The organism is Rhodococcus sp. UYP9 (assembly GCF_040547235.1).
In the GTDB taxonomy this organism is placed as follows: Bacteria; Actinomycetota; Actinomycetes; order Mycobacteriales; family Mycobacteriaceae; genus Rhodococcoides.
The window spans coordinates 544,393-570,273 of sequence record NZ_JBEPPH010000003.1 but is presented as its reverse complement, the minus strand read 5'-3'; the positions used below and the strand labels follow the sequence as shown (position 1 = coordinate 570,273).

Annotated in this window: 20 protein-coding genes; 13 read left to right on the top strand and 7 right to left on the bottom strand. The window is 62.7% G+C overall.

All coding sequences use genetic code 11. From position 1 onward, the window contains the following. Positions 1-55 precede the first annotated feature (55 nt). Positions 56-460 carry a DUF5319 domain-containing protein gene (locus ABIB36_RS12355; RefSeq protein WP_084348502.1) on the bottom strand — a complete coding sequence of 135 codons (405 nt, stop codon included), beginning with the start codon at positions 458-460 and terminating at the stop codon, positions 56-58. A 300-nt stretch (positions 461-760) separates the two neighbouring features. Between ABIB36_RS12355 and guaB the strand changes: the two genes are divergently transcribed. From guaB to guaA, 4 genes are all read left to right on the top strand, one after another. Next, a complete protein-coding gene (guaB, locus tag ABIB36_RS12350; protein ID WP_179142392.1) occupies positions 761-2,284 on the top strand; it encodes an IMP dehydrogenase in 1,524 nt (507 codons plus the stop codon). A 63-nt stretch (positions 2,285-2,347) separates the two neighbouring features. Further along, positions 2,348-3,487: a GuaB3 family IMP dehydrogenase-related protein gene (locus tag ABIB36_RS12345; RefSeq protein ID WP_084348433.1), complete on the top strand. Its 1,140-nt coding sequence runs from the start codon at positions 2,348-2,350 to the stop codon at positions 3,485-3,487. Positions 3,488-3,735: 248 nt separating this feature from the next. Next, entirely contained in the window at positions 3,736-5,466 is a 1,731-nt protein-coding gene (locus ABIB36_RS12340) for a GMC oxidoreductase (protein WP_354559328.1), read from the top strand. A gap of 67 nt (positions 5,467-5,533) precedes the next feature. Next, positions 5,534-7,123 carry a glutamine-hydrolyzing GMP synthase gene (gene guaA, locus ABIB36_RS12335; RefSeq protein WP_084348431.1) on the top strand — a complete coding sequence of 530 codons (1,590 nt, stop codon included), beginning with the start codon at positions 5,534-5,536 and terminating at the stop codon, positions 7,121-7,123. A gap of 8 nt (positions 7,124-7,131) precedes the next feature. Here the strand turns inward: guaA and ABIB36_RS12330 are convergent, their stop codons facing one another. Together ABIB36_RS12330 and ABIB36_RS12325 are read right to left on the bottom strand one after the other, a co-directional pair. After that, positions 7,132-7,380: a hypothetical protein gene (locus tag ABIB36_RS12330; protein ID WP_354559329.1), complete on the bottom strand. Its 249-nt coding sequence runs from the start codon at positions 7,378-7,380 to the stop codon at positions 7,132-7,134. Beyond that, the gene (locus ABIB36_RS12325; RefSeq protein WP_084348500.1) at positions 7,373-8,740 is read right to left on the bottom strand and encodes a PspC domain-containing protein; all 1,368 of its coding nucleotides are present in this window, start codon (positions 8,738-8,740) and stop codon (positions 7,373-7,375) included. The genes ABIB36_RS12330 and ABIB36_RS12325 overlap by 8 nt, the downstream gene beginning before the upstream one ends. A gap of 98 nt (positions 8,741-8,838) precedes the next feature. Between ABIB36_RS12325 and ABIB36_RS12320 the strand changes: the two genes are divergently transcribed. Genes ABIB36_RS12320 through ABIB36_RS12310 form a run of 3 tightly spaced genes read left to right on the top strand, consistent with a single transcriptional unit; the run spans position 8,839 to position 11,552 of the window. After that, entirely contained in the window at positions 8,839-9,555 is a 717-nt protein-coding gene (locus tag ABIB36_RS12320; protein ID WP_084348429.1) for an NADPH-dependent F420 reductase, read from the top strand. A gap of 18 nt (positions 9,556-9,573) precedes the next feature. Next, positions 9,574-10,908, top strand: coding sequence for an ATP-binding protein (locus ABIB36_RS12315; RefSeq protein WP_256895898.1), 1,335 nt, complete (start codon positions 9,574-9,576; stop codon positions 10,906-10,908). Continuing rightward, positions 10,905-11,552, top strand: a complete 648-nt coding sequence (locus ABIB36_RS12310) for a response regulator (protein WP_084348428.1) — start codon at positions 10,905-10,907, stop codon at positions 11,550-11,552. Before ABIB36_RS12315 ends, ABIB36_RS12310 begins: the two co-directional genes overlap by 4 nt. 8 nt (positions 11,553-11,560) lie before the next feature. On the opposite strand, the gene ABIB36_RS12305 is transcribed toward ABIB36_RS12310, so the two are convergent. Beyond that, positions 11,561-12,778, bottom strand: coding sequence for a serine/threonine-protein kinase (locus ABIB36_RS12305; protein WP_256895897.1), 1,218 nt, complete (start codon positions 12,776-12,778; stop codon positions 11,561-11,563). A gap of 240 nt (positions 12,779-13,018) precedes the next feature. Here ABIB36_RS12305 and imuA' point away from each other — a divergent pair, with 240 nt between their 5' ends. Genes imuA' through ABIB36_RS12285 form a run of 4 tightly spaced genes read left to right on the top strand, consistent with a single transcriptional unit; the run spans position 13,019 to position 16,761 of the window. Next, the gene (gene imuA' / locus ABIB36_RS12300) at positions 13,019-13,876 is read left to right on the top strand and encodes a DnaE2-dependent mutagenesis accessory factor ImuA' (RefSeq protein WP_256895896.1); all 858 of its coding nucleotides are present in this window, start codon (positions 13,019-13,021) and stop codon (positions 13,874-13,876) included. Continuing rightward, positions 13,873-15,426 carry a DNA polymerase Y family protein gene (locus tag ABIB36_RS12295; RefSeq protein WP_354559330.1) on the top strand — a complete coding sequence of 518 codons (1,554 nt, stop codon included), beginning with the start codon at positions 13,873-13,875 and terminating at the stop codon, positions 15,424-15,426. The genes imuA' and ABIB36_RS12295 overlap by 4 nt, the downstream gene beginning before the upstream one ends. 31 nt (positions 15,427-15,457) lie before the next feature. Continuing rightward, complete coding sequence (locus ABIB36_RS12290) at positions 15,458-16,216, top strand: alpha/beta fold hydrolase (RefSeq protein ID WP_354559331.1); 759 nt, start codon at positions 15,458-15,460, stop codon at positions 16,214-16,216. 23 nt (positions 16,217-16,239) lie between these two features. After that, entirely contained in the window at positions 16,240-16,761 is a 522-nt protein-coding gene (locus ABIB36_RS12285) for a hypothetical protein (protein WP_084348424.1), read from the top strand. On the opposite strand, the gene ABIB36_RS12280 is transcribed toward ABIB36_RS12285, so the two are convergent. Further along, the gene (locus ABIB36_RS12280) at positions 16,752-18,749 is read right to left on the bottom strand and encodes an SDR family oxidoreductase (protein WP_354559332.1); all 1,998 of its coding nucleotides are present in this window, start codon (positions 18,747-18,749) and stop codon (positions 16,752-16,754) included. The two genes, ABIB36_RS12285 and ABIB36_RS12280, sit on opposite strands and share 10 nt — an antisense overlap. Positions 18,750-18,819: 70 nt before the next feature. Further along, a complete protein-coding gene (locus ABIB36_RS12275; protein WP_179142391.1) occupies positions 18,820-20,949 on the bottom strand; it encodes an MMPL family transporter in 2,130 nt (709 codons plus the stop codon). 127 nt (positions 20,950-21,076) lie between these two features. Here ABIB36_RS12275 and ABIB36_RS12270 point away from each other — a divergent pair, with 127 nt between their 5' ends. Both ABIB36_RS12270 and ABIB36_RS12265 read left to right on the top strand, forming a co-directional pair. Then, the gene (locus tag ABIB36_RS12270) at positions 21,077-24,364 is read left to right on the top strand and encodes an error-prone DNA polymerase (RefSeq protein WP_084348422.1); all 3,288 of its coding nucleotides are present in this window, start codon (positions 21,077-21,079) and stop codon (positions 24,362-24,364) included. A 51-nt stretch (positions 24,365-24,415) separates the two neighbouring features. After that, positions 24,416-24,934: a metallophosphoesterase family protein gene (locus ABIB36_RS12265; protein ID WP_084348421.1), complete on the top strand. Its 519-nt coding sequence runs from the start codon at positions 24,416-24,418 to the stop codon at positions 24,932-24,934. Here ABIB36_RS12265 and ABIB36_RS12260 read toward each other — a convergent pair. Further along, positions 24,920-25,846 carry a HAMP domain-containing protein gene (locus tag ABIB36_RS12260; RefSeq protein ID WP_084348420.1) on the bottom strand — a complete coding sequence of 309 codons (927 nt, stop codon included), beginning with the start codon at positions 25,844-25,846 and terminating at the stop codon, positions 24,920-24,922. The two genes, ABIB36_RS12265 and ABIB36_RS12260, sit on opposite strands and share 15 nt — an antisense overlap. Between the last annotated feature and the right edge of the window lie 35 nt (positions 25,847-25,881).

Here is a 25,881-nt window from a genome sequence, read left to right as displayed (position 1 = left end):
TCTCGTGTCGGGCCTGTCTTGGTAGTTGTGGAAGTCGATCAGATTTCGGTGTAGGTCAGCTGTCGAACCCATCGCTGTGCAGAGCATCGTTCATCGAGGCATCTGCGAAGCCGCGGCAGTAGTCCCACGTCACATACGCGTCCGGTACCGGGTCGTATGCGGGCTCGTGGGGGCGAACCGTACCGTCGACCAGCAGTTGGAGCAGGTTCGCTCGAAGCATGTCCCAGTCGTGGTAGTGGTCTTGCTGGCAGTCTTCGCAGCACACGACGAGGCCGCGAATACCGCGGTGGCCGAGCAGCGCTTCGTAGACGGCCAGATCAGCCAGATCCTCCTCGACGGCTAGCCGCTCCTGAGGATCCAACGGCTGTCCCGGCTCGATAGCGTCGAGGGCGGCCGATGGGTCGGCGGGGTCACCGGCGAACGGATCCGGAGGTAAACCTGGAGGCAATTGATCGCGCACGCCTCCACGGTACGCAGGACTGGTGGGTATGCGCCAGCCGTTGACACTCGAGTTGCCGACAAACATGCTCGATTCGACTGCTTTTGCCGATTCCGGCGAGCCTCACAGTGCGTTCGGGGCGGCTTCACAGTGCGCGTTCACGCTGGCTGCAGGGAGCCGATACCATGGAACAAGGCGCCGCGGCCGAGCGCGCGCACGCATCATGTACTCCATCCGTTCTTTTTCCACACGCGTATCGCATATCGCGTCTCCCCGACGCGGCCCGATGCGCACCCAGGCTCTAGGGAGGGCCAGATCCACATGAGTAGTCCAGGAGCCCATGTCCGTACCGGTGGCGACGATCCCAACAAGGTCGCCATGCTCGGTCTCACCTTCGACGACGTCCTACTGCTACCCGCCGCGTCGGATCTGATTCCGAGCGCAGTGGATACGTCGAGCCAGATAACCCGTGACATCAGACTTCGAGTTCCCCTCGTCAGCTCGGCGATGGATACGGTCACCGAGGCGCGCATGGCAATCGCGATGGCGCGCGCAGGTGGCATGGGAGTGCTGCACCGCAACTTGTCCCTGCTGGACCAAGCCGCACAGGTGGAGACCGTCAAGCGGTCGGAGGCAGGCATGGTCACCGATCCGGTGACATGCAAGCCCACCGACACTCTCGCCGAAGTAGACGCGATGTGTGCGCGGTTCCGCATCTCCGGCCTGCCGGTAACCGACGAAACCGGTGCGCTGGTCGGCATCATCACCAACCGCGACATGCGTTTCGAGGTCGACCAGAATCGCCGAGTCGACGAGGTCATGACCAAAGCGCCACTCATCACCGCCCGCGAGGGCGTGACGGCGGACGCAGCCCTCGGGCTCCTTCGGCGTCACAAGATCGAGAAGCTGCCGATCGTCGACGGCCAGGGTGCGCTCACCGGCTTGATCACGGTCAAGGATTTCGTCAAGACGGAACAGCATCCGTTCGCCACCAAGGATCGCGACGGTCGATTGCTCGTCGGTGCCGCGGTGGGCGTCGGTCAGGATGCATGGGCACGCTCGATGGCGCTCTCCGATGCGGGTGTGGACGTACTGATAGTCGACACCGCACACGGACACAACTCTCAGGTCCTCGAGATGGTCAGCAAGCTCAAAGCCGAGGTCGGCGAGCGCGTTCAGATCGTCGGCGGCAACATTGCCACTCGCGCGGGCGCACTTGCCTTGGTCGAAGCCGGTGCGGATGCGGTGAAGGTCGGGGTCGGACCCGGGTCGATCTGCACCACTCGCGTCGTTGCGGGCGTGGGCGCACCTCAGATCACGGCGATCCTCGAAGCCGTCGCAGTCTGCAAACCGCACGGCGTTCCTGTTATCGCCGATGGCGGGCTTCAGTTTTCCGGCGACATCGCCAAGGCCCTTGCGGCAGGCGCGTCGACCGCGATGCTCGGATCGCTTCTGGCGGGCACCGCCGAGTCTCCAGGTGAACTGATTCTGGTCAACGGCAAGCAGTTCAAGAGCTACCGTGGAATGGGTTCGCTCGGGGCAATGCAGGGCCGCGGTGCTGCCAAGTCGTTCTCCAAGGATCGCTACTTCCAGGACGATGTGCTCGCCGAGGACAAGCTGGTTCCGGAGGGTATCGAGGGACGCGTGCCGTTCCGAGGGCCGTTGTCTCAGGTAATTCATCAGCTCACCGGTGGTTTGCGTGCAGCCATGGGTTACACCGGGTCCAACTCCATCGAGGAATTGCAGAACGCGCAGTTCGTGCAGATCACCGCTGCGGGCCTGAAGGAAAGCCACCCGCACGACATCACGATGACTGCGGAAGCTCCCAACTACACCACTCGGTGATGCGCCGCGCCGATCCGGCGTGCTGAAGCATTCACCTGTAACTCACCAGAAAGGGGCGCACCCGTGCGCGACCTCGTTGAAATCGGCATGGGCAGAGAAGCCCGGCGTACCTACCAGCTCGAGGACGTCGACATCGTGCCGTCCCGGCGTACACGGTCGTCGAAGGAGGTCTCGACGGCCTGGCAGCTCGACGCATACCGCTTCGACATTCCGGTGTTGGCTCACCCCACCGACGCTTTGGTGTCACCCGAATTCGCGATCGAACTCGGTAAACAGGGTGGGCTCGGTGTCATCAACGGCGAAGGTCTGTGGGCGCGGCATTCCGACGTACAAGCGAAGATCGACGAGCTGGTTGCTATCGCCGGAAGCGATTTCGACGCCGATGCGCCGGTAGCGTTTCTGCAGAAGCTGCATGCGGCTCCACTGCAGCCGGAACTACTCGCAGCTGCCATCGCGCAGGTTCGTGCCTCGGGGGTGACGGTGGCAGTTCGGGTGAGTCCCCAGCGCGCGAGAAGCTTGACTCCTGCATTGGTTGCTGCCGGCATCGATCTTCTGGTGATTCAGGGCACGATCATCTCTGCCGAGCATGTCGCGCGCAGTGACGACGAACCATTGAACCTCAAGACGTTCATCGCAGATCTCGACGTTCCCGTGATCGCGGGTGGCGTCAGTGATCATCGCACTGCGCTGCATCTGATGCGGACCGGTGCGGCAGGCGTCATCGTCGGGTACGGCTCTGTGGAGGGTGGCACGACGACGGGTGAGGTCCTGGGCATCGGAGTGCCGATGGCGACTGCGATCGCAGACGCCGCTGCTGCACGGCGGGATTATCTCGACGAAACCGGTGGACGCTATGTCCACGTGATCGCCGACGGCGGCATCACCACTTCGGGTGGGTTGGCGAAGGCCATCGCGTGTGGTGCGGACGCTGCGGTGCTCGGGGCTCCACTCGCTGCCGCAGCGGAGGCTCCCGGTAGGGGTTGGTACTGGCCGTCGGCGGCTGCGCATCCGTCCATGCCTCGCGGTGCGCTGTTGCCGGTTGCGGCAGGGGAGCGCCCGAGCCTCGATCAGGTGCTTCACGGGCCCTCGAGTGAGCCGTACGGTTCGATCAATCTTGTTGGTGGACTGCGTCGTTCGATGGCAAAGTCGGGCTATTCCGATTTGAAGGAGTTTCAGAAGGTGGGCCTGAACGTCAGAGGCTGAGCTTCGTCTCTACCGAAAGGCGCGCACCCTGGTCGTCGGGGTGCGCGCCTTTTTTGTGCATTCTCGGGGTGGTTCGGCCCCGAAGATGGTGCTAACTGCAGTTACAGCTAAGGTGTCGAGTGTCAACTGTCACAGCCCTGTGGTCAGGTCGCGCTTTCTGTCACCTATCATGTGGTCTCGATCACATCCAGGTGTGGCGGGTCGGCAGGCGAGGCTGGTTGCGGTACGTACGAGGTGGAGGTCGAAAGATGCGAAAGACCGATTACGATGTTGTGATCGTCGGATCCGGTTTCGGTGGCAGCGTCACCGCGTTGCGGCTCGTGGAGAAGGGCTACAGCGTAGGGATTCTCGAAGCCGGTCGCCGGTACGAGGACAAGGACTTCGCGAAAACCAGCTGGGACCTCAAGCGCTTTCTGTGGGCACCCAAGCTCGGGTGCTACGGCATTCAGCGAGTTCACTTGCTGCGTGACTGCCTGATCCTCGCGGGCGCGGGTGTCGGGGGTGGTTCGCTCAACTACGCCAACACGCTCTACCAGCCGCCGGAGTCGTTCTTCAATGACAAGCAGTGGGCTCACATCACCGACTGGAACAGTGAGCTCATCCCGTTCTACGACCAGGCCACTCGCATGCTCGGGGTCGTCCGCAACCCACACATGACTCCTGCGGACGAAGTCATGAAGTCCGTCGCCGAGGACATGGGCGTAGGCGAGACCTTCATTCAGACTCCGGTCGGTGTGTTCTTCGGAGACGAGGCGGGCAAGAAGGTCGCCGATCCCTACTTCGGTGGCGTGGGGCCCGAGCGCACCGGCTGCATCGAGTGCGGGGAGTGCATGACCGGGTGCAGACACGGGGCAAAGAACACACTCCTGAAGAACTACCTCGCGCTCGCGGAACGTGCCGGAGCCGACATCATCCCCATGACAACCGTGAGTGGTCTTCGGTCGCTTCCGGACGGCACGTGGGACGTCGCCACCGAGCGGACCGGGGCGTGGGTACGCAAGGCCGCCAAGACGTACACCGCCGCCCACGTCGTAATGGCCGCAGGGACCTGGGGTACCCAGAATCTGTTGCATCGAATGAAGGACGACGGTGCTTTGCCATTGCTGTCGAGCACGCTTGGTGAGCTGACACGTACCAACTCCGAATCCATCGTCGGCGCAGCCAAGTTGAAGGTCGATCCGGCAATGGATCTGACACGCGGCGTGGCCATCACGTCGTCGTTCCACCCGTCGCCGAACACGCACATCGAGCCCGTGCGTTATGGCAAGGGTTCCAACGCGATGGGCTTGCTGCAGACCCTGATGACCGACGGGGGAGGACGTATCCCGCGGTGGCTGAAATTCCTCTTCACTGCGATCGCACATCCCCTCGATTTCGTGCGAATCGTCAGCGTCAAGAACTGGAGCGAGCGCACCATCATCGCGTTGGTGATGCAGAACCTCGACAACTCGATCACCACGTTCACCAAGCGTGGTCTGTTCGGACGCAAGGTTTCGAGCAGACAGGGCCACGGCGAGCCGAATCCGACGTGGATACCCGAGGGCAACGATGCGACGCGTCGGGTAGCGAAGAAGATCGGCGGCGTGGCAGGCGGAACGTGGGGCGAGCTGTTCAACATCCCACTCACCGCCCACTTCCTCGGCGGCTGCGCGATCGCCTCGGATGCCGAGCACGGAGTCATCGACCCGTACCAGCGTGTGTACGGCTACCCGACGATGAGCGTCGTCGACGGCTCGGCCGTCTCGGCCAATCTCGGAGTCAACCCGTCACTCACCATCACCGCGCAAGCGGAGCGGTCCGCTGCGTTGTGGCCGAACAAGGGCGAGCAGGATCTACGTCCACGTCAGGGGGAGCCGTACCGACGGCTCGACCCCATCTCGCCTGTCAGCCCGGTTGTCCCCGTGTCGGCGCCAGCGGCGTTGCGCCTGCCGATCGTGGAGATTCGATCATCGAAGACTGCCATGTCGGAAGGTGCGTGATCCTTCGCCGGCTCGTCCAGGCCGAGTGCTGCGTCGCTATCCCGGGTGTGCCCACTAAGCTGATCGGGTGACCGCCACGCCGCAGCCTGATCCAGCCCAGCCCCGCCCCGTACTCGTCGTCGACTTCGGTGCTCAATACGCGCAGCTCATCGCGCGTCGAGTCCGTGAGGCGCACGTGTACTCGGAAGTGATCTCACATACGGCAACCGTGGAAGAGATCGCCGCCAGGAATCCGATTGCCCTGGTGCTGTCCGGTGGCCCGTCGAGCGTGTACGCAGAAGATGCACCGGCGCTCGACGCCAAGGTCTTCGATCTCGACGTGCCCGTCTTCGGTATCTGCTACGGATTCCAGGCCATGGCGCAAGCTCTCGGCGGCACGGTTTCGCACACCGGGACCAGGGAGTACGGACGCACTCAACTCTCCGTCGACGGCGGAGTCCTCCACGACGGCCTGCCTGCGACGCAGCCGGTCTGGATGAGCCACGGTGACGCGGTCACCGAGGCGCCCGACGGATTCACTGTCACCGCAACCAGTGCCGGTGCGCCCGTAGCTGCGTTCGAAAACACGCAGAGGCGTCTTGCCGGGGTGCAGTATCACCCCGAGGTGATGCACTCGCCGCACGGCCAGCAGGTCCTTCGTCGATTCCTCTACGAGACAGCGGGAATCAAGCCGGATTGGACGGCAGCCAATATCGCCGACGCGCTCGTCGAACGAGTCCAGGAGCAGGTCGGTGACAGTGGTCGCGCTATCTGTGGATTGTCGGGAGGCGTCGACTCTGCAGTGGCAGCAGCGCTGGTGCAGCGCGCAATCGGCGATCGACTGACCTGTGTGTTCGTCGATCACGGTCTGCTGCGCGAAGGCGAGCGCGAGCAGGTTCAGCAAGACTTCGTTGCTGCCACCGGCGCCAAGCTCGTCACCGTCGATGCCGTGGATACGTTCCTGGGTGCGCTCGAGGGCGTGTCCGACCCGGAGGAAAAGCGCAAGATCATCGGCCGGGAGTTCATTCGCAGCTTCGAAGGCGCAGTGTCCGAGGTCCTCGGGGAGAACGCCGAGCAGGGGAGCGGCGTCGACTTTCTCGTGCAGGGAACCTTGTACCCCGACGTCGTCGAGTCCGGTGGCGGTTCCGGAACCGCGAATATCAAGAGCCATCACAATGTCGGCGGTTTGCCCGACGATCTGCAGTTCACCCTTGTCGAACCGCTTCGCGCGCTGTTCAAGGACGAGGTCAGAGCCGTGGGGCGTGAGTTGGGCCTGCCGGAGGATCTCGTCGCACGCCAGCCGTTCCCCGGCCCGGGACTGGCCATCCGCATCGTCGGCGAAATCACCCGTGACCGCCTCGCCACGCTCCGCCACGCCGATTCCATCGTGCGTGAGGAACTGACGATGGCAGATCTCGACAGCCAGATATGGCAGTGCCCGGTCGTGCTGCTCGCGGATGTGCGCAGCGTCGGCGTTCAAGGGGATGGTCGCACCTACGGTCATCCGATCGTTCTTCGGCCGGTGTCCAGCGAAGACGCAATGACTGCCGACTGGACGCGGTTGCCGTACGAGGTTCTGGAAACGATCTCGACCCGGGTGACCAACGAGGTACCGGAGGTCAACCGAGTCGTTCTCGATGTGACGAGCAAGCCGCCGGGCACCATCGAGTGGGAGTGAGAATGGTGCTACTGCTTACCTTTTCGTCCAGGGGCAAGTAGTAGTACCGTCCCTACCGCGATCGCCGCCACCACGAATACCCAGCGGAACTGCACGGTGCCGAGCGTGACGAGCGCGCTCGGGCCGATCAGTGCGCAGACGCTGACGATTGCTGCCGCGAGTCCGACGAGGAAAAGCAGAGCGGACGGCCGTGTTCGAGCGCGATTCTCCAGAGTGGTGTCGTCGTCGCTGTCGCCGTACTGCCAGGACTCAGCCACGGAGTACCTCCAGATTGCCGGCCCGCGCTGATCCTTCTATGGTCAGGATCGACGTGTTGTCGGGCGAATTGCCTTGCTGCACACCGGTGGGGCCGCACTTCGTGCTGGACGCCACGGACGTGCAGTCGGTTCGGATGTTCATCCCGTCGGGGACGAAGATTTTCGCGTTTCCTGCCGTGACGTCGACAGAGATCGTTCGGTCCTCGGTGAGGTCCAGACCTCGCAGATCGAGTTGGAGATCGCCACCCTGCACTGTGTATTCGGATTGCAGATCTGCCATCGTCGTCGGTCGATACTCCTGTTGACCCGCGTACTGGCTGTCGAAGGAGATGGGTCCGATTATCGACGCGAACACCACGAATGCCACCAACGGGCCGGTCACGACCAGGAGTCCGTAACCCTTTCGCAGGAACGCGCCCAGAATCAAGCCGGTCGCGACCACCGCGAGGGCGACTGCGCCGACCCGCGCCGGGGTGAGCCACATCGATTCACTGCTTGCGGCAATGGCTCCGGTAAGAGCCGCAGCCAGCAACGCGAGTCCGATGAAGCTCGATGTCCACCGAGAGTGCTTCTTCTTCTCGATCATCTCCGGCGTACGTGGTGCTGAGGGTTCGGGTAGGTCCCAGGCGAACGGAGCGACTCCGAGTGGATCCCAAGAGGGTGGTGACGGTGGCTCGGAAAGACCCTGCGGGGGAGTGGATTTGGTGAGATCGACGCCCGTCGCCGGCGGTGGAGTAGGGACATAACTCTTGGGGAGCGTCGTGTAAGGGGTGTATCCGCCTCGACCGGCGTCGTACTGCGGAGGACGATGCTGCGCTGCTCCCCAGGAGTTGGGCTGGGAAGAGGCGTTGTACGGCGTGTCGAAGGAGATCGGAAAGCTCGACTGTGCGTAGGACGAGGCTCCGCCTAGGGGATAAGCGGTGGAGCCGTCCGGGAGAAACTCCGGCGGCTCGGGACGACGCTGGTGCAGAAGCCACAGGCCGCCGAGGAGAGCGAGCGTACTGACCAGACCTGAACCGTCGAGACCGAATCCGGCGGGACCGATCGTCGTGACGGCGATGACCAGCGCAACTACCAGAACGATCGTTTTCGTACTGGTGCCCCTGCCGACCAGTGATTGTGCCGCAGAGGCGGAATCACCCGGTTTGCTCAACAGCAACCATGCGGCGAGATACAGAACGATTCCGGCGCCGCCGAAGATCGTCCCGACGACGAGCGCGACTCGAACGAGAACAGGGTCGACGCCGTAGCGGTATCCGATGCCGGCCGCGACACCCGCGATGTGGCCTCGCTGCGGCAATCGGTAGGGGCGGGTGCGCCACATCTGTTGGAGCTGCTCGGAGACGGTTGCGTTGCTCATGTAGACCATCGTGGCGGGTTGCTGTGTCGAGCACATCAGGGATAGCCCTGATATTGACGCCGGGGTAGGAATGAATCGGCCTTCGATGGAGGTTGTGCTTGACAGAAAGTCATTCGCATAACGAAGGAGTTCCCGAAGTGAAGATCGGAATCATCGGCGCAGGATCCATCGGTGGCACATTGACACGGCGGCTCAGCGCGCTCGGGCACGAGGTTCGGGTATCGAACTCGAGGTCTCCTGAGACTTTGTCCGAGCTGGCAGCCGAGACCGGCGCACAAGCAGTGTGGAGTTCGGAAGCGGCTCTCGATGCCGATCTGGTGATCGTGAGCATCCCACAGAAAAACGTTCCCGACCTGGCCGCCGGCATCGTCGACGCCGCCAAAGATGGTGCCCCGATCATCGAGACCAACAACTACTACCCTCAGCAACGTGACGGCCTTATCGCCGACATCGAGAACGGCAAGCCGGAAAGCGTCTGGGTAGCAGAGCATCTCGGCTCCCGCGGTGCCGATGTCGTCAAGGTGTTCAACGGAATCTACTGGAAGCACCTCCTGGAGAAGGGGCAGCCGAAGAGTGCAGCAGGTCGGATCGCGCTCCCTATCGCCGGTGCCGACGGACCCGGCAAGGATGTGGTGTTCGACGTCGTCGAGCAGTTGGGCTTCGACCCCGTCGACGGCGGCGCGCTAGCGGATTCGTGGCGTCAGCATCCAGGTACTCCCGTGTATGGAAAGGACTTCGATACAGACGGCGTGAAGGCAGCGCTGGCGGAGGCAACAACCGAGCGGGCACCGGAATGGAGCGCTGCTACTGCCTAGAGATCAGGGGAGACCCTGATGCGCGGGATGGTCGATTCGTGCCAGGATCGAATCGTGCACCCTGTCGACCCGCCCGCTTCCGTCGGAAGCTACGAGCCCGCCAAGTTCCATCGGCGTGGCGGTGGACGCATTGTGGGCGGAGTCGCAGGTGGTGTGGCAGACCATCTCGGGGTGGACGTGTTCAAAGTCCGCGTTGCATTTGCACTGCTGGCGATCATGGCGGGGGCGGGAATCCTCGCGTACGGCCTCCTGTGGATTTTCAGCCCGGTCGGAACGGACGTGGATCGTCCGAGTAGCGACGAACGACAGCGAGCTTTCGGACTAGCCGCCATTGGGCTCGGGTTGGCCGCCGGATTGGCGTGGCTGCTCGACGGAACTGCTGCGGCGGTCCTCGCCCCGATAGTGGTCGTCGTCGTCGGCGCGGCGTTGGTCTGGCGCGAATTCGATTCCGAGGGACCGCGTTCTATTCTCGGTATGCCGAAGAAGCCGACGGTACTCAGTTGGGCACGTGTGGTCGGCGGTGCAACGCTGATCGTCCTCGGACTCGGTGTCGTCGTATTGGCTCGCGTCGACCTGGCCTCGGTGCGTTCGTCGTTGCTGGCAGTGATCGTCACTCTGGTCGGTGCCGCGCTGCTGACGGTTCCGGTCTGGCTGCGGATGTGGCGGGCGCTGAACGCCGAAAGGTCTGCTCGCATTCGCAACGACGAACGCGAGGAAATCGCCTCTCACCTGCACGACTCGGTGTTGCAGACACTGGCGCTGATACAGAAACAGTCGGATCATCCGCAGGAAGTCATGCGATTGGCACGCGGGCAGGAGCGCGAACTGCGCAAGTGGTTGTTCGAAGATCGCGACGCCGACCACACGAGCCTCGCCGAGGCATTGAAGACGATCTCGGGTGAGGTCGAGGACCAGTACGGTGTCACGGTGCGTCCCATTACGGTCGGCGATGTGCAGCTGGCGCTCGAAGATTCCGATTCCGGTTTGCCCCGAGAGCATTTCACTGCGCTGCTCGGCGCGACTCGCGAGGCGCTGGTCAATGCGGCGAAGCATTCGGGCGAAGTCAACATCGATTTGTTCGCCGAGACCGAGCCCGAGCGGGTTACCGTGTTCGTTCGTGATCGCGGCAGCGGATTCGACGAGAACCTCGTAACGATGGACCGTCAGGGACTGGCCAAATCGATTCGGGGAAGAATCGAGCGACGCGGCGGTGAAGTCTCGATACGCTCGAATGTGGGGAAGGGAACCGAAGTCCGCATTCTCATGCCCCGCGAGCACTCATCGACAAACTCTTCGAAGAACGGCCGGACCGAGCCGATACGCCAACCGACACCGCAGGAGCAGCCCAGGTGACCGACACCTTTCGTGTCTTTCTCGTCGACGATCATGCAGTGTTTCGTTCCGGAGTTCGCACCGAGCTGGGTCGGGAAAGTGACATCGAGGTCGTCGGTGAAGCGGGCGGGGTGGCCGACGCGGTCGCCGGTATCGAGTCGACGAAGCCCGATGTCGTGCTGCTCGACGTCCACATGCCGGATGGCGGCGGCGTCGCCGTTCTCGGACGCATCACCGCTGGTCCCGTCTGTCTGGCGTTGTCGGTCTCCGACGCGGCCGAAGACGTGATCGCCGTCATCCGTGCAGGTGCGCGGGGGTACGTCACGAAAACGATCTCGGGGTCCGAACTCGCCGACGGCGTACGACGCGTTGCCGGTGGAGATGCCGTGTTCTCCCCGCGTCTTGCAGGCTTCGTGCTCGACTCGTTCACTGGGAAGTCGAATGCCCCGGAACCGCCACTCGATCCCGAACTCGATTCACTCACCCCTCGTGAGCTCGAGGTTCTGCGTCTGCTGGCGCGTGGTTATACCTACCGTGAGATCGCCGAGGACCTGTTCATCTCGGTGAAGACCGTCGAGACCCATGCCTCGAACGTGCTGCGTAAGACCCAGCAGTCCAATCGCAACGCGTTGACCAGGTGGGCTCACAAGCGACGTATCGATTGATCATTTTTTCAGAGTAGGGCGATGATCAGTATGATCACGAGTCCCACGGTGACGATCAACGCAGCAAGGACGGCCTCGGGCGGGACGTCGATCCGGTCGTCGACTATGTCGTCGATGCGATCGAGTACCACCTCGAGTGGGTTCTTCTTCCGCGGCGGATCGAATGGTGGTGGAGCGTACGGCGTCGGTGTCTGAGCATCGGTTTGATCGCTGAAACGAACGGCAGGCAGGCCGGCGATCGTGTTTCCGAATTCTCGCGAAGGGCGCCGCGATTCCGATACCGGGGTGGAGCGATGAGCCCAGGCCGGAACGACCCCGCCGGCCGAGGTCACCGGGACTCCACGTAGCCCGGCGATGTTTGCCCGGCCGCTGATCGCATGTCGGATGATCTCGTCGCGTGCCTGAGCCATGGTCGGTCTGCGAGCAGGATCGGGTTCGAGCATGTGCAGTAGTGGCTCGGTCAGGTCACCGCATCGAGTGGGTGGAATTATCTGTCCCTTGGCCACACGATGCAGCAGTGCAATGGAGTCCTGGTCGATGTCGAACGGCGGCTTGCCTTCGATCGCGGTATAGAGCGTCGCCCCGAGAGAGAAGACGTCACTTGCTTCGGTGGGATCCTGTCCCCGGGCCACTTCTGGAGCGAAATAGGCCGGAGTTCCGGTGATGACACTCGAATCCGACTCTTCGACATCACCTTTGGCGCGCGAGATACCGAAGTCGCTGATCTTGACGACACCGAGGGTGCGTCCGCGGTCGGCGATCAGGATGTTGCCCGGCTTGATGTCGCGATGGACGATACCGGCCTCATGCGCTTCGGTGAGTGCGTCGGCGACCTGAGCGCCGATCTGCGCAACTTCGTACGGTGGCAGTGTTTCGGCGGTGTTGAGTGCCTGCGCGAGGCTCCTCGACGGCATGTATTCCATCACGAGCCAGGGCTCGCCATCTTCGATCGCGACGTCGTGCATGGAGATGGCGTGCAAGCTCGACAGTCGCGCTGCGATTCTGCCTTCACGCATGGCTCGATTGCGCACTTCGCGTGCGGCGCGCTCGCTGAGGCGAGCAGTGGACGTGACCTGTTTGACGGCCACTTTCCGGTCGAGCAGCGTGTCCTGAGCGAGCCAGACCGCGCCCATTCCGCCCCCACCCAGCTTGTACGCGAGTCGGTACCTGCCTGCGAGTAGGAAGTCGGGTCCGACGACCCTGACGGTGCGCTGCTTCTCGGTCACGATCACAGGTTAGTTGACTATCGACGTCCGTGCCGACAGCGCTGTCGGTAGTCCGTTGGCGACCCTCCACCTGGGCTTTCGTTTCCGTCTTGACGTGGATCGCCGCAGCGGCTTTACTGGATAGGAATTCGAAAATGTGTTCGAAGGGTAAGACTTCCCCGCTGCCCCGAGAGCTGGTTCGAGTGTACTTTTTTCGCCAATTTTCGGGGAGTGCGCATGACTTTTTCTGCCGGTGCTTCCATGAGTACTACTGACTCCTCATTCGAGGTGTCACAGTCCGAAGCGTCCTTGTCGGAGATGACGTTGTCCGAACGCGTCGAGCATCTGAGGCGACGCATGGCATCGGTTCCGGCACGTGGTGAGACCCGCTCCGTCCGGCAGCCCATCGAACCCGTCATCCGGCCCCGTGTCGAGCCGGCATCATCTGTCCCGCGGGCGGTTGATCCTGTGCGAAGCAAAGCGGTACTGGCGGTCCCTCCCGCACTGGCCGCCATGCTCCCGTACGGAGGCTTGGCTCGCGGGTCCGTCGCAGCGGTATCGGGTGCAGGTTCGCTGCTGCTCGGCTTGGTGGCTGCGGTCACCGCGTCGGGTGGGCATGTCGCAGTGGTGGGGCAACCGCGGTTCGGTTTGCTCGCCGCTGTCGAGATGGGCGCAGAACTACGGAGATTGGCCGTCGTACCCGATCCGGGGGAGGACCCGGTCGAGGTAGCGGCAATTCTGTTGGACGGGCTCGATCTCGTCGTGCTCGGTCTCGGCGGTCGTTCGGTGCCTCCCTCGCGTGCGCGTGCAGTTGTCGCACGGGCGCGCAGCAAAGGGGCGGCGCTTCTGGTTACCGACGGCCACTGGGACGGCGTGGAGTTACGTCTGGATGCGGAGGTACGCAGCTACAACGGATTCGGCACCGGAGTTCGCTCGGGGCGTGGGCGTTTACGGAATCTGCAGTTGGAGGTACGTGCGCAGGGCAAAGCGATGCGGCCGCGTAGTACGTGTTTCGATCTTCGTCTCGAGCGCGGCCGTATCGAATGGTCGGTCGCAGCGCAGGTCGACAGTACGACAGGCAACGTAAGTGCCGAGACGGATCTTGCGGTTCTGGCATGAGCCGCGTCGTAGCGCTGTGGTGTCCGGATTGGCCTGCTGTCGCAGCTGCGGCGGTGGCCGATCTGCCGGCGACTCATCCTGTGGTGGTCACCTCGGCCAATCGGGTGATTGCATGCTCGGCACCGGCACGAGCGGCAGGGGTCCGCCGAGGCTTACGTCGTCGTGAAGCGCAGGCGCGATGTCCGGATGTGTATGTGGCGACGGCAGATTCGGATAGGGATGGGCGCTTGTTCGAACCGGTCGCAGCGGCCATCGATGCTGTCGCGCCAGGTGTGGAGGTGTTGCGTCCGGGGTTGTTGATACTGAGTGCGCGTGGGGTGAGTCGATACTTCGGATCGGAGCACAAGGCTGCCGAAAGATTGATCGATCAGGCTTCGGGTGCGGGGGTGGAATGCCAGATCGGAATCGCCGACGAGTTGACGACGGCCGTCATTGCAGCTCGTCATGCGGCAGTCGTCCCGCGGGGCGGTGCTGCGCATTTTCTCTCTCCACTCCCGGTTGCCGAGCTGGCAGCGGAGCCGAGTCTTGCCGCCGCGGACCGTGGAGAGCTGATAGACCTGTTGCGTCGCTTGGGTTTACGAACTATCGGCGATTTCGCGGCGCTCATGCCAGGGGAGGTGGCATCCCGGTTCGGGTCCGATGCGGTTCTCGCTCACCGCAGTGCGCGAGGTGAGCCGGAGCGTCCACCGTCGGCGCGTGCGCTGCCACCCGATCTGAACGTGGAACACCGCTGCGACCCGCCCATCGATCGCGTCGACGCCGCTGCGTTCGCCGGCCGAGGTATGGCCGAGAAGCTGCACCGCACGCTTGCCGCGGCGGCCGTGGCATGCACCCGCCTCCTCGTTCATGCTTCCACCGGAAACGGTGAGAATCTCTCACGTATCTGGCGGTGCGCCGAGCCGCTGACTCCGGAGGGAACAGCAGATCGGGTGCGGTGGCAATTGGACGGGTGGCTCACCGGGCGCAGCGAGAGTCGGCCCACGGCAGGAATCATTCTTCTGAGGCTCGAACCGGTAGAGGTCGTTGCGGCAGGTGAGCTGCAGTTGGGCTTGTGGGGAAGTGTCGGTGACGAGGACGAGCGTGCTAGGCGGGCGCTGGTACGAGTGCAAGGTCTCCTCGGTGGTGATGCGGTCAAGGTCGGGGTACTCAGCGGCGGACGTGGGCCGGTGGAGCAAGTGACGCTTCGTTCGCTCGGTGATGAGCTGGTCCCTCTGCTGGACCCCGCTGCCCCGTGGCCGGGCAGGTTGCCACATCCGGCTCCTGCGGCAGTGATGCAGACACGCCCGGAGGTCGCTCTGGAAAACGACGGCGGCAACGGTGTACACGTCACCGATCGAGGTGGTTTCGACACGGCACCCGTGGGGCTTCGGTGGGGTAGAAAGAAGTGGACCCTGCACGGGTGGGCCGGCCCGTGGTCCCTCGACGAGCGTTGGTGGGATCCGGTCGTGGGTGCGCGAGGTGCGCGTGTGCAGGTGCTTCTCGAGGAGAACCGCGCTCTGCTGTTGGTGTACGAGAGAAGTGTTTGGCGAGTCGAAGGCATCTACGAATGAGGTGGAAGTGAGCGCGGCTACTCTCGGGACTGTGAGTATCGACGTGGAATTACTCGATGTGGCCGGCGTCGACATCGCCTACCGAGATTTCGGTGGAGCCGATCCTGTTCCTACCGTGTTGGTGCACGGCATGGGCGGTGACAGCAGCACCTGGGACCGTTTCGCCGGCGCACTCACCGACGTGGGTCGTCGGGTAGTCACGGTCGATCTGCGCGGACACGGACGCAGTGCACACGCCGACGACTACTCGTTCGACGCTTTCGGAGGCGACGTGGCGGCGGTGCTCGACCATCTCGGGCTGTCGCAGGTAGATCTGGTCGGGCATTCGTTGGGCGCATATGCAGTGTCGGTGGTGGCGCAGCAGCGCCCCGCATCGGTTCGGTCCCTCGTAGTCGAGGAGATGCCTATTCCGATTCGGCCGGGAGATGCGCCACCGTCGCTCACCGGCCGTCTGCCCACCATCACCGAACTCTGGCACGCAGGCTCGAGCATCATCAGGCATCCACGCGCTGTCTTCGCATTCGATCGGTCGATGACCAAACCTGCTCTTGCTCAGTTTCGCCGACCCAATGCTCAGTGGTGGTCTCGGCTGCCGGACATCACTGCCTCGACCCTCGTGCTCCGCGGTGGCCTGGGCGGGATGGTCGATCAGGAAAGGCTCGCCATGCTCTCCGGTGAGATCCGCTCGTGTCGGGTTGTGGCATTCGATACCGGTCACAGCATCCATCGTGACGACTACCAGTCATTCGAAAGCGTCGTGCTCCCATTCCTGATGCGTGATCGAATCTGATTCCCAAGCTCTAGTATTTGCAGATGGCACTTTCGGCGCAGGATCGTCCACTCATCGCTTGGACGATGATGTTCGCTGTCTCTCAAGCCAATATCGTGCGTCTGTTGGGGCCGGCAGGCCCTCGGGTTCTACAGATTCAGACATCGTGGTCGGCACTCCGATACCGGCAGATTCTCGACAGCATGGATGCAGCCGCCACCGCTCGATTTCGGAGTCACTACTACCCCGATTTCGTTCATCCGGTGATCTACGCGATGGCTTTGCGTGCCGGGGCTTCGCGTCTGGGCGAACTCACCGAGCTGGCACCGGCCACGGCGAAGGTGCTGGCCGTAGCTCCGATTCTGTCCGCGGCGGGTGACTACGTCGAGAACATCGCGGGTCTGTATCTGCTCGATCACCGCGAACAGATCACCGATTCGGTGGTTCGCGCCACGACGGCGGTCAGCGTTACCAAGTGGGTGCTCGCACTGGGAACTCTCGCGTACCTCGTCGGGGGGTTCGGTCGAGCAATCGCAGGTGTGGGTAGAGCCAGGCGTCACCAGTAGATGCCCGGCACCAACCGGCCGATTCGACGCGCCAACTTGGCAACTCGTGCTCCCGGACGCGACGGGTCGTGTGGTGGCGACGCCGGTGGAACGAGTGCGGGCTGTGTAGGTGCAACCTCGCCCTTGGACGCAGCGGACTCCGGGAAGCGACGGTAGAACTGATGCATCGTGCGGTCCTTGATATTCGGCGTGAAGATGCTGCCGACCTGACCGAGAGTGCCCAGTGGGGTGTCGATGCGCTTCGGCCTCCGGATGAGCGCCCGAATCACCATCGCCCCGGCCTTCTCCGGTGACACCACCGGGCCGGCATTGCTGGGGCCTGTCGGGGTGATCATCGGGGTGGCCACCAGCGGCATGTGGATCGTGGTGAATGTTATTCCGTCGGAAAGAGTCTCGGCTGCGGCGACGTCGGCGAAACCGTCGAGTGCGGCCTTGCTGGCTACATAGCCGGAGAATCGGGGAGCGTGAGCGAGCACTGCTTCGCTGCTGACGTTGACGATGTGACCGAAGCGACGTTCACGCATGTGCGGAAGCAGTGCCAGGACGAGGCGAACAGCACCGAAGTAGTTGACGGCCATGGTGCGCTCGAAGTCGTGCAGTCGATCGGTGGAGCGGTACAACGATCGACGGATGGACCGGCCGGCGTTGTTGACCAGCATGTCCACGTGATCATGTTCGCTCAGAATAGTTTTCACGGTCTGCTCGACCGACTCGGTGTCCGTGATGTCGCAGGTGTACCCGAAGGCATCGCCACCGTGTGCGCGGATGTTCGCCACGACGGAGTCGAGTTGTTCGGTACCGCGGGCAAGCAGAATGACGGTGGCACCTTTGCGTGCTGCAGCTTCGGCACTCGCTTTTCCGATGCCGGAGGATCCGCCGGTGATGATGACGTGTCGTCCGAAGAGAGGGCCGCGAGGATCGTCGCGCCGTGCGCGGTTCGGGTCCAGGTGCGCGCGCCAGTGCTGCCACAGGCGGTCTGCGTAGGTCGCCAGCGGTGGTGGGGTGATTCCGCTGCCCGATAGTGCTTTCCGGGTCGCTGCCGAGTCGAAGGTCGTCGGCAAGGTGAGATGTTCGAGCACTACCGGCGGTATGCCGAATCTGTCCAGGAGAGTGTTGCGGCCGGTGCGGACGATGTCGGTCTTCGGTGCTACGACGGCGGCAGCAACGGCGCCGGGAATGTCGATGACCTTCGCTTTCGAACCTGCGGCCTCGGAGAATGCGCGATACACCTCGTGCATCGACTGTGCTTGCGTGTTGACCAGGTGGAACACTCGCTGATCGTCCTCGCCTCGGTGGATCAACTCCACAATCGCAGCGGCGACGTAGTCCACCGGCACCAGATTGGTGGCCCCGATCTTCGGAACCGTGATGGGAAGCGCAGTAGGCAGTGTGGCCAACGCGGCGAAGAGGGGGAAGAAGAAGTATGGGCCGTCGATCTTGTCGATCGCCCCGGTTTCGGAGTGCCCCAGCACTACCGAGGGTCGATAGACGCGCCAGTCGACCGAGGATTCGCGCACGATCTTCTCGGATTGGAACTTGGTGCGGTGGTACGGGGTTGGGAAGCCCTGTCCTTTGTCGAAGTCGTCTTCGGTGAATGTGCCCGCGTAATCTCCGGCAACGGCGATCGAGGAGATGTGGTGCAACCGGGCACCGGTCCGCTCGGCAAGTGCCACCACTGCACGGGTGCCCTCGACGTTGGTCGATGCTTGTTCGTCACCGGCGGTCATGTCGTAGATGGCGCCCAGGTGAACGATATGGTCGATGCCATCCGGGACAGTGCGCAATCCGAGATCGGGTTCGGTGAGATCGCCGATCAACGGATGAATCCGGGTCTTGTCGGCGAGCATGTCGACCTGGCGTTCGAGCTTCCCGATCGACTTCTGGCGAACCAACACGTGAATCTCGGCCGCTGGGTCGCGCTCGAGCAGTAGTGGGATCAGATTCTGCCCGAGGAAACCCGTACCGCCGGTGACAATGTAGTTCGACATGGACGACAACTTACTCTGAAGTAAGTTGTTGGGCCAGGTCGGTAGAGCCCACCAGGGTGACCGGCGGCGCTCAGTGACCGATACCTACCTTCTCGTGCACCTTCTTCATCCACGCTGGAGCCCACCAGTTCGCCTCACCCATCAATTTCACCAGCGATGGGACGAGCAGCATGCGGATGATCGTGGCATCGACGATGAGCGCGAGAATCATGCCGAATCCCAGGAACCGCATGATCGACAATTCGGAAATGGTGAACGCGCCGGTGACGATGATGAGTATGAGCGCGGCCGCTGTCACGATTCTTCCGGTGCGCTGGGCGCCGATGACGACCGCTTCCTCCGTCGAAGCCCCGCCTGCGCGCGCCTCGACCATGCGCGACATCAAGAACACTTCGTAGTCGGTCGACAGGCCGAAGACCACGGCGAGGATGAGGACCACGAAGGTCGCCTCCAGCGGCGCGGGCGTCACCCCTAGGAGATCGGCGCCATGTCCTTCCTGGAACACCCAGGTGAGCACTCCGAATGTCGCCCCCAGGCTGAGTCCCGCCATGAGGACGGCCTTGATCGGCAACACGATCGATCCGAATGCGAGGAAGAGCAGGATGAGCGTCGAGACGACCATGATCGCAATCATGACCGGAAGCCACGCGGCGATCGCCGCATTGCCGTCGTCGACGAGTGCCCGTGCGCCACCGACGAGCAGTTCGGTGCCCTCCGGTGGCGTCATCGCGCGCAGCCCCGCCACTGCAGCACCGGCTGCATCGGCTTCGGTGCGACCGTCGCTCGGTTCACTGAAGATTGCTTCCAGCGCGACGACATCGTCTGTGGATCCGATGAACGAGACCCGAGCGATGCCGTCGACGGATTCAGCTCGACGGGTGATGTCGGCTATCGGTGAGCCCTGGGGTTTGGCTCCATCGAGGCCCCGGAGTACGACCGTTGCGCTCTCACCCGAGGATTGGAACTCGGTGCCGAGGGTCTCGACGGCGACGCGAGCGGGATCGTCCTTGGGGAGCGCGGTGTAGTCGACCTCGCCGAGTGCGACCTTCAGTATCGGCGCCGACAGTACGAGAAGTCCGGCGATGATCACTGCCGCTACGATGCCTGGCTTGCGCATCACTCGGGTCACGACGCCGCCCCAGAATTTCTGGGCGCGCGCCTCACCTCGATCCGATGCGGTTTTGCTCCACGTCAGAGAATTGATGCGTGGTCCGAGAATCGCCAGCAACGCGGGCACTGCAGTCAACGACAGGATCGCGGCGCTCGCTACAGCGGCCATGGCCCCGAAACCGAGCGACTTGATAACCGGTTGTGGGAAGACGAGCATGCCGGCAAAGGCGCAGATCAGCAGCAAGCCCGAGAAGACGATCGTTCGGCCTGCCGTCAGAACTGTTCGAATCGCTGCATCGGTCGGGGTCGCACCGTCGCGCATTTCTTCTCGATATCGACTGACGATGAACAGCCCGTAGTCGATGGCGAGACCGAGGCCCAGAAGTGACGCGACGTTGATGGAGAACGAGCTGACTTCCGTGACCGAGGTGAGGGCACGCAGGATTGCCAACGCGCTCAGGACGCTCAGGATGCCGACGAAGACCGGGACAGCGGCCGCGACGACGCCTCCGAAGATCACGATCAGCAGAACGAGCGTGATGGGGATGGCGATGGCTTCCGAGCGAACCAGATCTTCCTGGAGCGTCTGGCTGAAGGAAACTCCGACCACGGAACCACCGGCGAACTGGGAGGTGACGCCCGGTACCTCGAGCTGCGGTGGGATCTCTCCGAACGTGGCGAAGGTGATGCCGGAGTCGGGGCCGAGGGTGACCGTCGCGAGTGCCTTGGTTCCATCTTTCGAGACCAGAAATTGCTTCGTCCCGGTATCGGCTGTCCAGTAGGAGGTGACGTTCGCGACTGCGTACTTTTTCTGGAAGCCGTCGAGTACCGAGGTGACGTCCGGGGCGATGTCGTCGATGGTCTTGCCTTCGGGCGCGGTGTAGATGGCGACGATATCGGGGGTTTGCTGCCCCAATCCTGCGACGAGTTCCGATACCTCCGCAGCTTCACTACCTGGGTCGATGAAACCGCCCTCGCTGAGCTTGCCGAAGACGCCGAGTCCCCATATGCCGCTCAGGGCTACGACCACCACAGCGATGGAGAGCACCCAACGCTTATGGGAGACGACGAACGAGGCCCAACGATTCACATTCTTCTCCGGCTCTTTCGGCTGCTGTATGTCACGGCGAGCCTAACTGCCTCTCGAGACAGATTGATTTGTGTCGTAGCCAAAGGGTCTAATGGAACATATGTTCGAATGAAAGTGAGGTGTCAGTATGGGATGGAACGACGGTCCGCCGACGTGGTCGGAAATGGAACGGGTGTTGTCCGGCCGCCCCTCGCATCCGAAGGTCGTGGACATCGTCGGGGACGGTGGTGACAGTCCAGCGTGGTCGCGCAAGCGTGCGGCGTACGAGAAGACGATATCGAAACCTGCGGCGACGACCACGGCATACGCGGAGCTACACGCACATTCGGCTTTCAGCTTTCTGGACGGTGCCAGCCAACCGGAGGAGATGGTCGAAGAAGCAGTACGGCTCGGGCTCGAAGCCGTCGCCATCACCGACCACGATGGCTTCTACGGTGTCGTGCGCTTCGCCGAGGCAGCAAAGGAGCTGGGGATCAAGACCATTTTCGGCGCCGAGTTGTCGTTGGACACGACGACGTCGAGGACAGGTGAGTTGGATCCGGAGGGTACTCATCTGCTGGTTCTCGCACGTGGGCAAGAGGGATACCGACGGCTGTCGCGTGAAATTGCCGCAGCTCACCTTGCCGGGGGAGTCAAAGGAAAGCCCCGTTACGATTTCGACGCCCTGTCCGAGGCTGCGGGTGGGCATTGGCAGATTCTCACCGGATGTCGAAAAGGGCATGTTCGACGGGCGTTGGACGCCGGTGGCGTCGAGGCAGCCGGTGCGGCTCTGGCGGATCTGATCGAGAGATTCGGTGCCGACCGAGTCACCGTGGAACTGACTCATCACGGCATACCGGAAGACGACGAGCGCAACGATGCGCTCGCCGAATTGGCGCGGAGATTCGCTCTTCCGATCGTTGCTACGACTGCGGCGCACTATGCGACTCCGCGGAGCGGGCGTTTGGCCATGGCGATGGCAGCGGTACGTGCACGCAGCAGTCTGGACGACGCCGCGGGGTGGTTGGCGCCCACGGGAGGTACGTATCTGCGATCCGGTGCCGAGATGGCTCGGTTGTTCGAGCATCATCCCGGTGCGGTTCGTGGTGCCGCCGAACTGGGTCGAGAGTGTGCTTTCGATCTGCATCTGATCGCCCCACAACTACCGCCGTTCGACGTGCCTGCCGGCCACACCGAAGCCAGCTATCTACGTGCCCTTACCCTCGACGGTGCTGCTCGCAGATACGGCACACCCAGTACCCACCCGGCCGCCTACGCGCAGCTCGATTACGAACTCGACATCATCGAGCGGTTGAATTTTCCGGGGTACTTCCTCGTCGTGCACGACATCGTGGACTTCTGTAAGACACACGACATTCTCTGTCAGGGAAGAGGTTCGGCAGCGAACTCGGCTGTCTGTTACGCCATCGGAATCACGAACGTCGATCCGGTGGCGAACAAACTTCTTTTCGAGCGTTTCCTTGCTCCGGAACGAGACGGCCCTCCGGATATCGATGTCGACATCGAGTCCGACCGGCGCGAGGAAGCCATTCAGCACGTGTACGAGAAGTACGGGCGTGCGTACGCGGCGCAGGTGGCGAACGTGATCACGTACCGAGGTAAGTCCTCGGTACGTGACATGGCACGTGCTCTCGGGTTCTCGCAGGGTCAGCAGGATGCCTGGAGCAAACAGGTCACCCGGTGGTCTGGCGTCGGAGATCAGGCAGACAGTGGCATTCCGAAGTCTGTTCTAGAGCTTGCCCAGCAGATCGAGGGCTTCCCAAGGCATCTGGGTATCCACTCGGGCGGAATGGTGATCTGCGATCGCCCTATTGCCGATGTCTGTCCTGTCGAGTGGGCGACGATGGCCAATCGTAGTGTATTGCAGTGGGACAAAGATGATTGTGCTGCAGTAGGTTTGGTGAAATTCGATATGCTCGGTCTCGGTATGTTGTCAGCGTTGCACTACATGATCGATCTTCTCGTCGAGCACAAAGGGCAACGCATCGACCTCGCCGATATCGATTTGAGTGAGAAAGCCGTCTACGACATGCTGCAGCGGGCCGATTCGATCGGTGTGTTCCAAGTGGAGTCGCGGGCCCAGATGGCGACGTTGCCGCGGTTGAAGCCGAGTGAGTTCTACGACCTGGTCGTAGAGGTCGCACTCATTCGGCCGGGTCCGATCCAGGGTGGATCCGTTCATCCGTACATCAAGCGCCGCAACGGACTCGAACCCGTCACATTCGATCACCCGTCGTTGAAGAAGGCTCTCGACCGCACCCTCGGAGTGCCACTCTTTCAAGAGCAATTGATGCAGATGGCCATCGATGTGGCTGGATTCAGCGCTGCCGACGCCGATCAACTTCGTCGTGCGATGGGGTCGAAGCGTTCGCCGGAGAAGATGAACCTGTTACGTGATCGCTTCTACGAGGGAATGCGAGACTTGCACGGCATCACCGGTGACGCGGCCGATCGAATCTACGAGAAGCTTTCTGCATTCGCCAATTTCGGTTTCCCCGAAAGCCATTCACAGAGCTTCGCCTCGCTGGTCTTCTATTCGTCGTGGTTCAAGCTTCATCATCCCGCCGCGTTCTGCGCAGGTCTGTTGCGTGCGCAACCGATGGGGTTCTACTCCCCGCAGTCTCTGGTGGCGGACGCTCGACGGCATGGAGTGCGTGTGCACGGCCCGGACGTCAATGCCAGCTCGTGGTACGCGGATCTCACTGCCGAGGGTCTCGAGATTCGGATGGGACTCGCTGACGTGAAGTACATCGGGCAGGATCTTGCCGAACGCATCGTCGACGCACGCACAGCAGCCGGTCCGTTCGTATCGTTCCTCGATCTCACAGGACGAGTCGAATTGTCCACTACGCAAGCCGAATCACTTGCTACCGCAGGCGCGTTGGGATGCTTCGGAATCACCCGCCGCGAAGCGCTCTGGGCGGCAGGCGCAGCAGCAGGGGAGAGGCCGCATCTCCTTCCCGGACTCGGGGCATCCACTCGTGCGCCGGTATTGCCTGGGATGAGCGATCTCGATATGGCCTCGGCGGACGTCTGGGCTACTGGAGTCTCACCCGATGCGTACCCGACTCAGTTCTTTCGTGAGCAGCTCGACGCACTGGGGGTAGTCCCGGCGAATCGACTACTGCAGGTTCCCGACGGGGACCGGGTCCTGGTCGGTGGCGCCGTGACGCATCGGCAGCGACCGGCTACGGCTGCAGGGGTCACGTTCGTCAATCTCGAAGACGAAACGGGGATGGTCAACGTGGTGTGCTCGGTGGGATTGTGGGCCAAGTACCGCAAGCTGGCGCTGACGGCTCCGGCATTGCTCATCCGCGGGAAGGTCCAGAACGCAGAAGGCGCAGCGACGGTGGTGGCCGATCATCTGCAACTCATGGACCTACGGGTGATGTCGAAATCTCGGGACTTTCGTTAGAGACCGGGCAGGATAATCTGACGCGATGACCGCACCTGCATTCGGTGAGATGTGAAACTGCTTCTTCTCGCAGACACCCATGTCCCCACTCGGGCTCGGGTGTTGCCCGAGCAAGTGTGGACGGCCATCGACGACGCCGATGTGGTGATTCACGCCGGCGACTGGGTCGATGCGGGTGTGTTCGAGCAGATTTCTGCCAGGTCGAAAAGGTTGATCGCGTGCTGGGGCAACAACGATGGTGACGACCTCCGTGCCCGGATGCCCGAATGCGCACGAGTCACATTGGACGGGGTTCGGATTGCCGTCGTTCATGAGACGGGCAGCTCAGCCGGACGCGAACAGCGGATGGCAGAGAAGTACCCGAGCATCGATGTTCTGGTGTTCGGACACAGCCACATTCCGTGGGACACCGTGACGGACACCGGTGTGCGGCTGCTCAACCCTGGCTCACCGACCGACAGACGCAGGCAGCCGTTCTGCACCTATATGACAGCCGAGATCAGCGACGGGATTCTGCACGACGTCGAACTGCATCGGCTCGAGCCTCGCGTACGATCACGCGCTCGCTGACTCGGGGACGTCGCGCGCCTGGTCTACCAGGTCGTGTACCAATCGGATGATGACATCCATGTCCGACATGACTCCGGCACGAAGCTCGTCCTGCTCGGCAGGGGATAGCGCCGGTCCATCGTGTCCGTCGAGAGCCATCAGGACATCGATCTTTCCCCGAAGCGTATGCAGCGGGCCCATCAGTTCCTCTGCCGCGTCGGTGATCAGACGGTTTTGACGCGCGCCGGATTGGGCAAGGGCAGCAAGCATGTCATTGAAGCTCGTCGCCAGTGACGCAAGTTCGTCGTCTCCGGTGACGGCGATCGGTTGCAAATCACCGGTGCGCGCTACCCGTTCGGTGGCATTGCGCAATCGTTTGACCGGACGCAGTCCGGTCCGAGCTACTGCTGTTCCGGCGATCCCGGCCAAAACGATGAGAAGAGTTCCGATCGCGACGAGCGCAAGCGTCAACTTGCCGAGCAACGGCGCGTTGGACTGCAACGACTCGGCCACCATGACCGTTTCGCCCGATACGGTCCGTTTGGCCGACAGCATGTACCCGCGCACCTCGCGGAGCGATTGATCGGTCGAACCGGTTGCGACCGCCTGTTCGGTGGCATCGAGAGTGCCGTCTGGGTTGGTGAACGGTCGAGATTCTGCGGTGAAGGTTACGAGTTCGCCGTCCGAGGTCACCAACGCAACTTTGATCGCGGGCCCGTCGGTCGTGCCGACTCCGAACCCGAAGAAGGTCGAAGGAACTCCGGACGTGGCACTTGCAATGAGCGCGTCGGCATTTCGAGACACTCGATCGGCTACCTGGGAACGCAATGCTTGTTCGGTGACCAGGTAGATGGCCAGTGCGCTCACGGCAACCGCAAGAGCTGCCAGACTGATGATGAGGACCCGGATCCGGCTGTGGAGCGAGAAGTTCAATTGCCGACCCCGAGGACCCGTCGCCGCGTAGGCGA

Excerpts from the sequence above, each read along its gene's own strand:
- ABIB36_RS12340 (WP_354559328.1), top strand. The coding sequence starts at position 3,736 with ATGCGAAAGACCGATTACGATGTTGTGATCGTCGGATCCGGTTTCGGT.
- ABIB36_RS12270 (WP_084348422.1), top strand. The coding sequence starts at position 21,077 with ATGGGATGGAACGACGGTCCGCCGACGTGGTCGGAAATGGAACGGGTG.
- ABIB36_RS12285 (WP_084348424.1), top strand. The coding sequence starts at position 16,240 with ATGGCACTTTCGGCGCAGGATCGTCCACTCATCGCTTGGACGATGATG.
- ABIB36_RS12295 (WP_354559330.1), top strand. The coding sequence starts at position 13,873 with ATGAGCCGCGTCGTAGCGCTGTGGTGTCCGGATTGGCCTGCTGTCGCA.
- ABIB36_RS12325 (WP_084348500.1), bottom strand. The coding sequence starts at position 8,740 with ATGAGCAACGCAACCGTCTCCGAGCAGCTCCAACAGATGTGGCGCACC.
- imuA' (WP_256895896.1), top strand. The coding sequence starts at position 13,019 with ATGAGTACTACTGACTCCTCATTCGAGGTGTCACAGTCCGAAGCGTCC.
- ABIB36_RS12315 (WP_256895898.1), top strand. The coding sequence starts at position 9,574 with ATGCGCGGGATGGTCGATTCGTGCCAGGATCGAATCGTGCACCCTGTC.
- guaB (WP_179142392.1), top strand. The coding sequence starts at position 761 with ATGAGTAGTCCAGGAGCCCATGTCCGTACCGGTGGCGACGATCCCAAC.
- ABIB36_RS12280 (WP_354559332.1), bottom strand. The coding sequence starts at position 18,749 with ATGTCGAACTACATTGTCACCGGCGGTACGGGTTTCCTCGGGCAGAAT.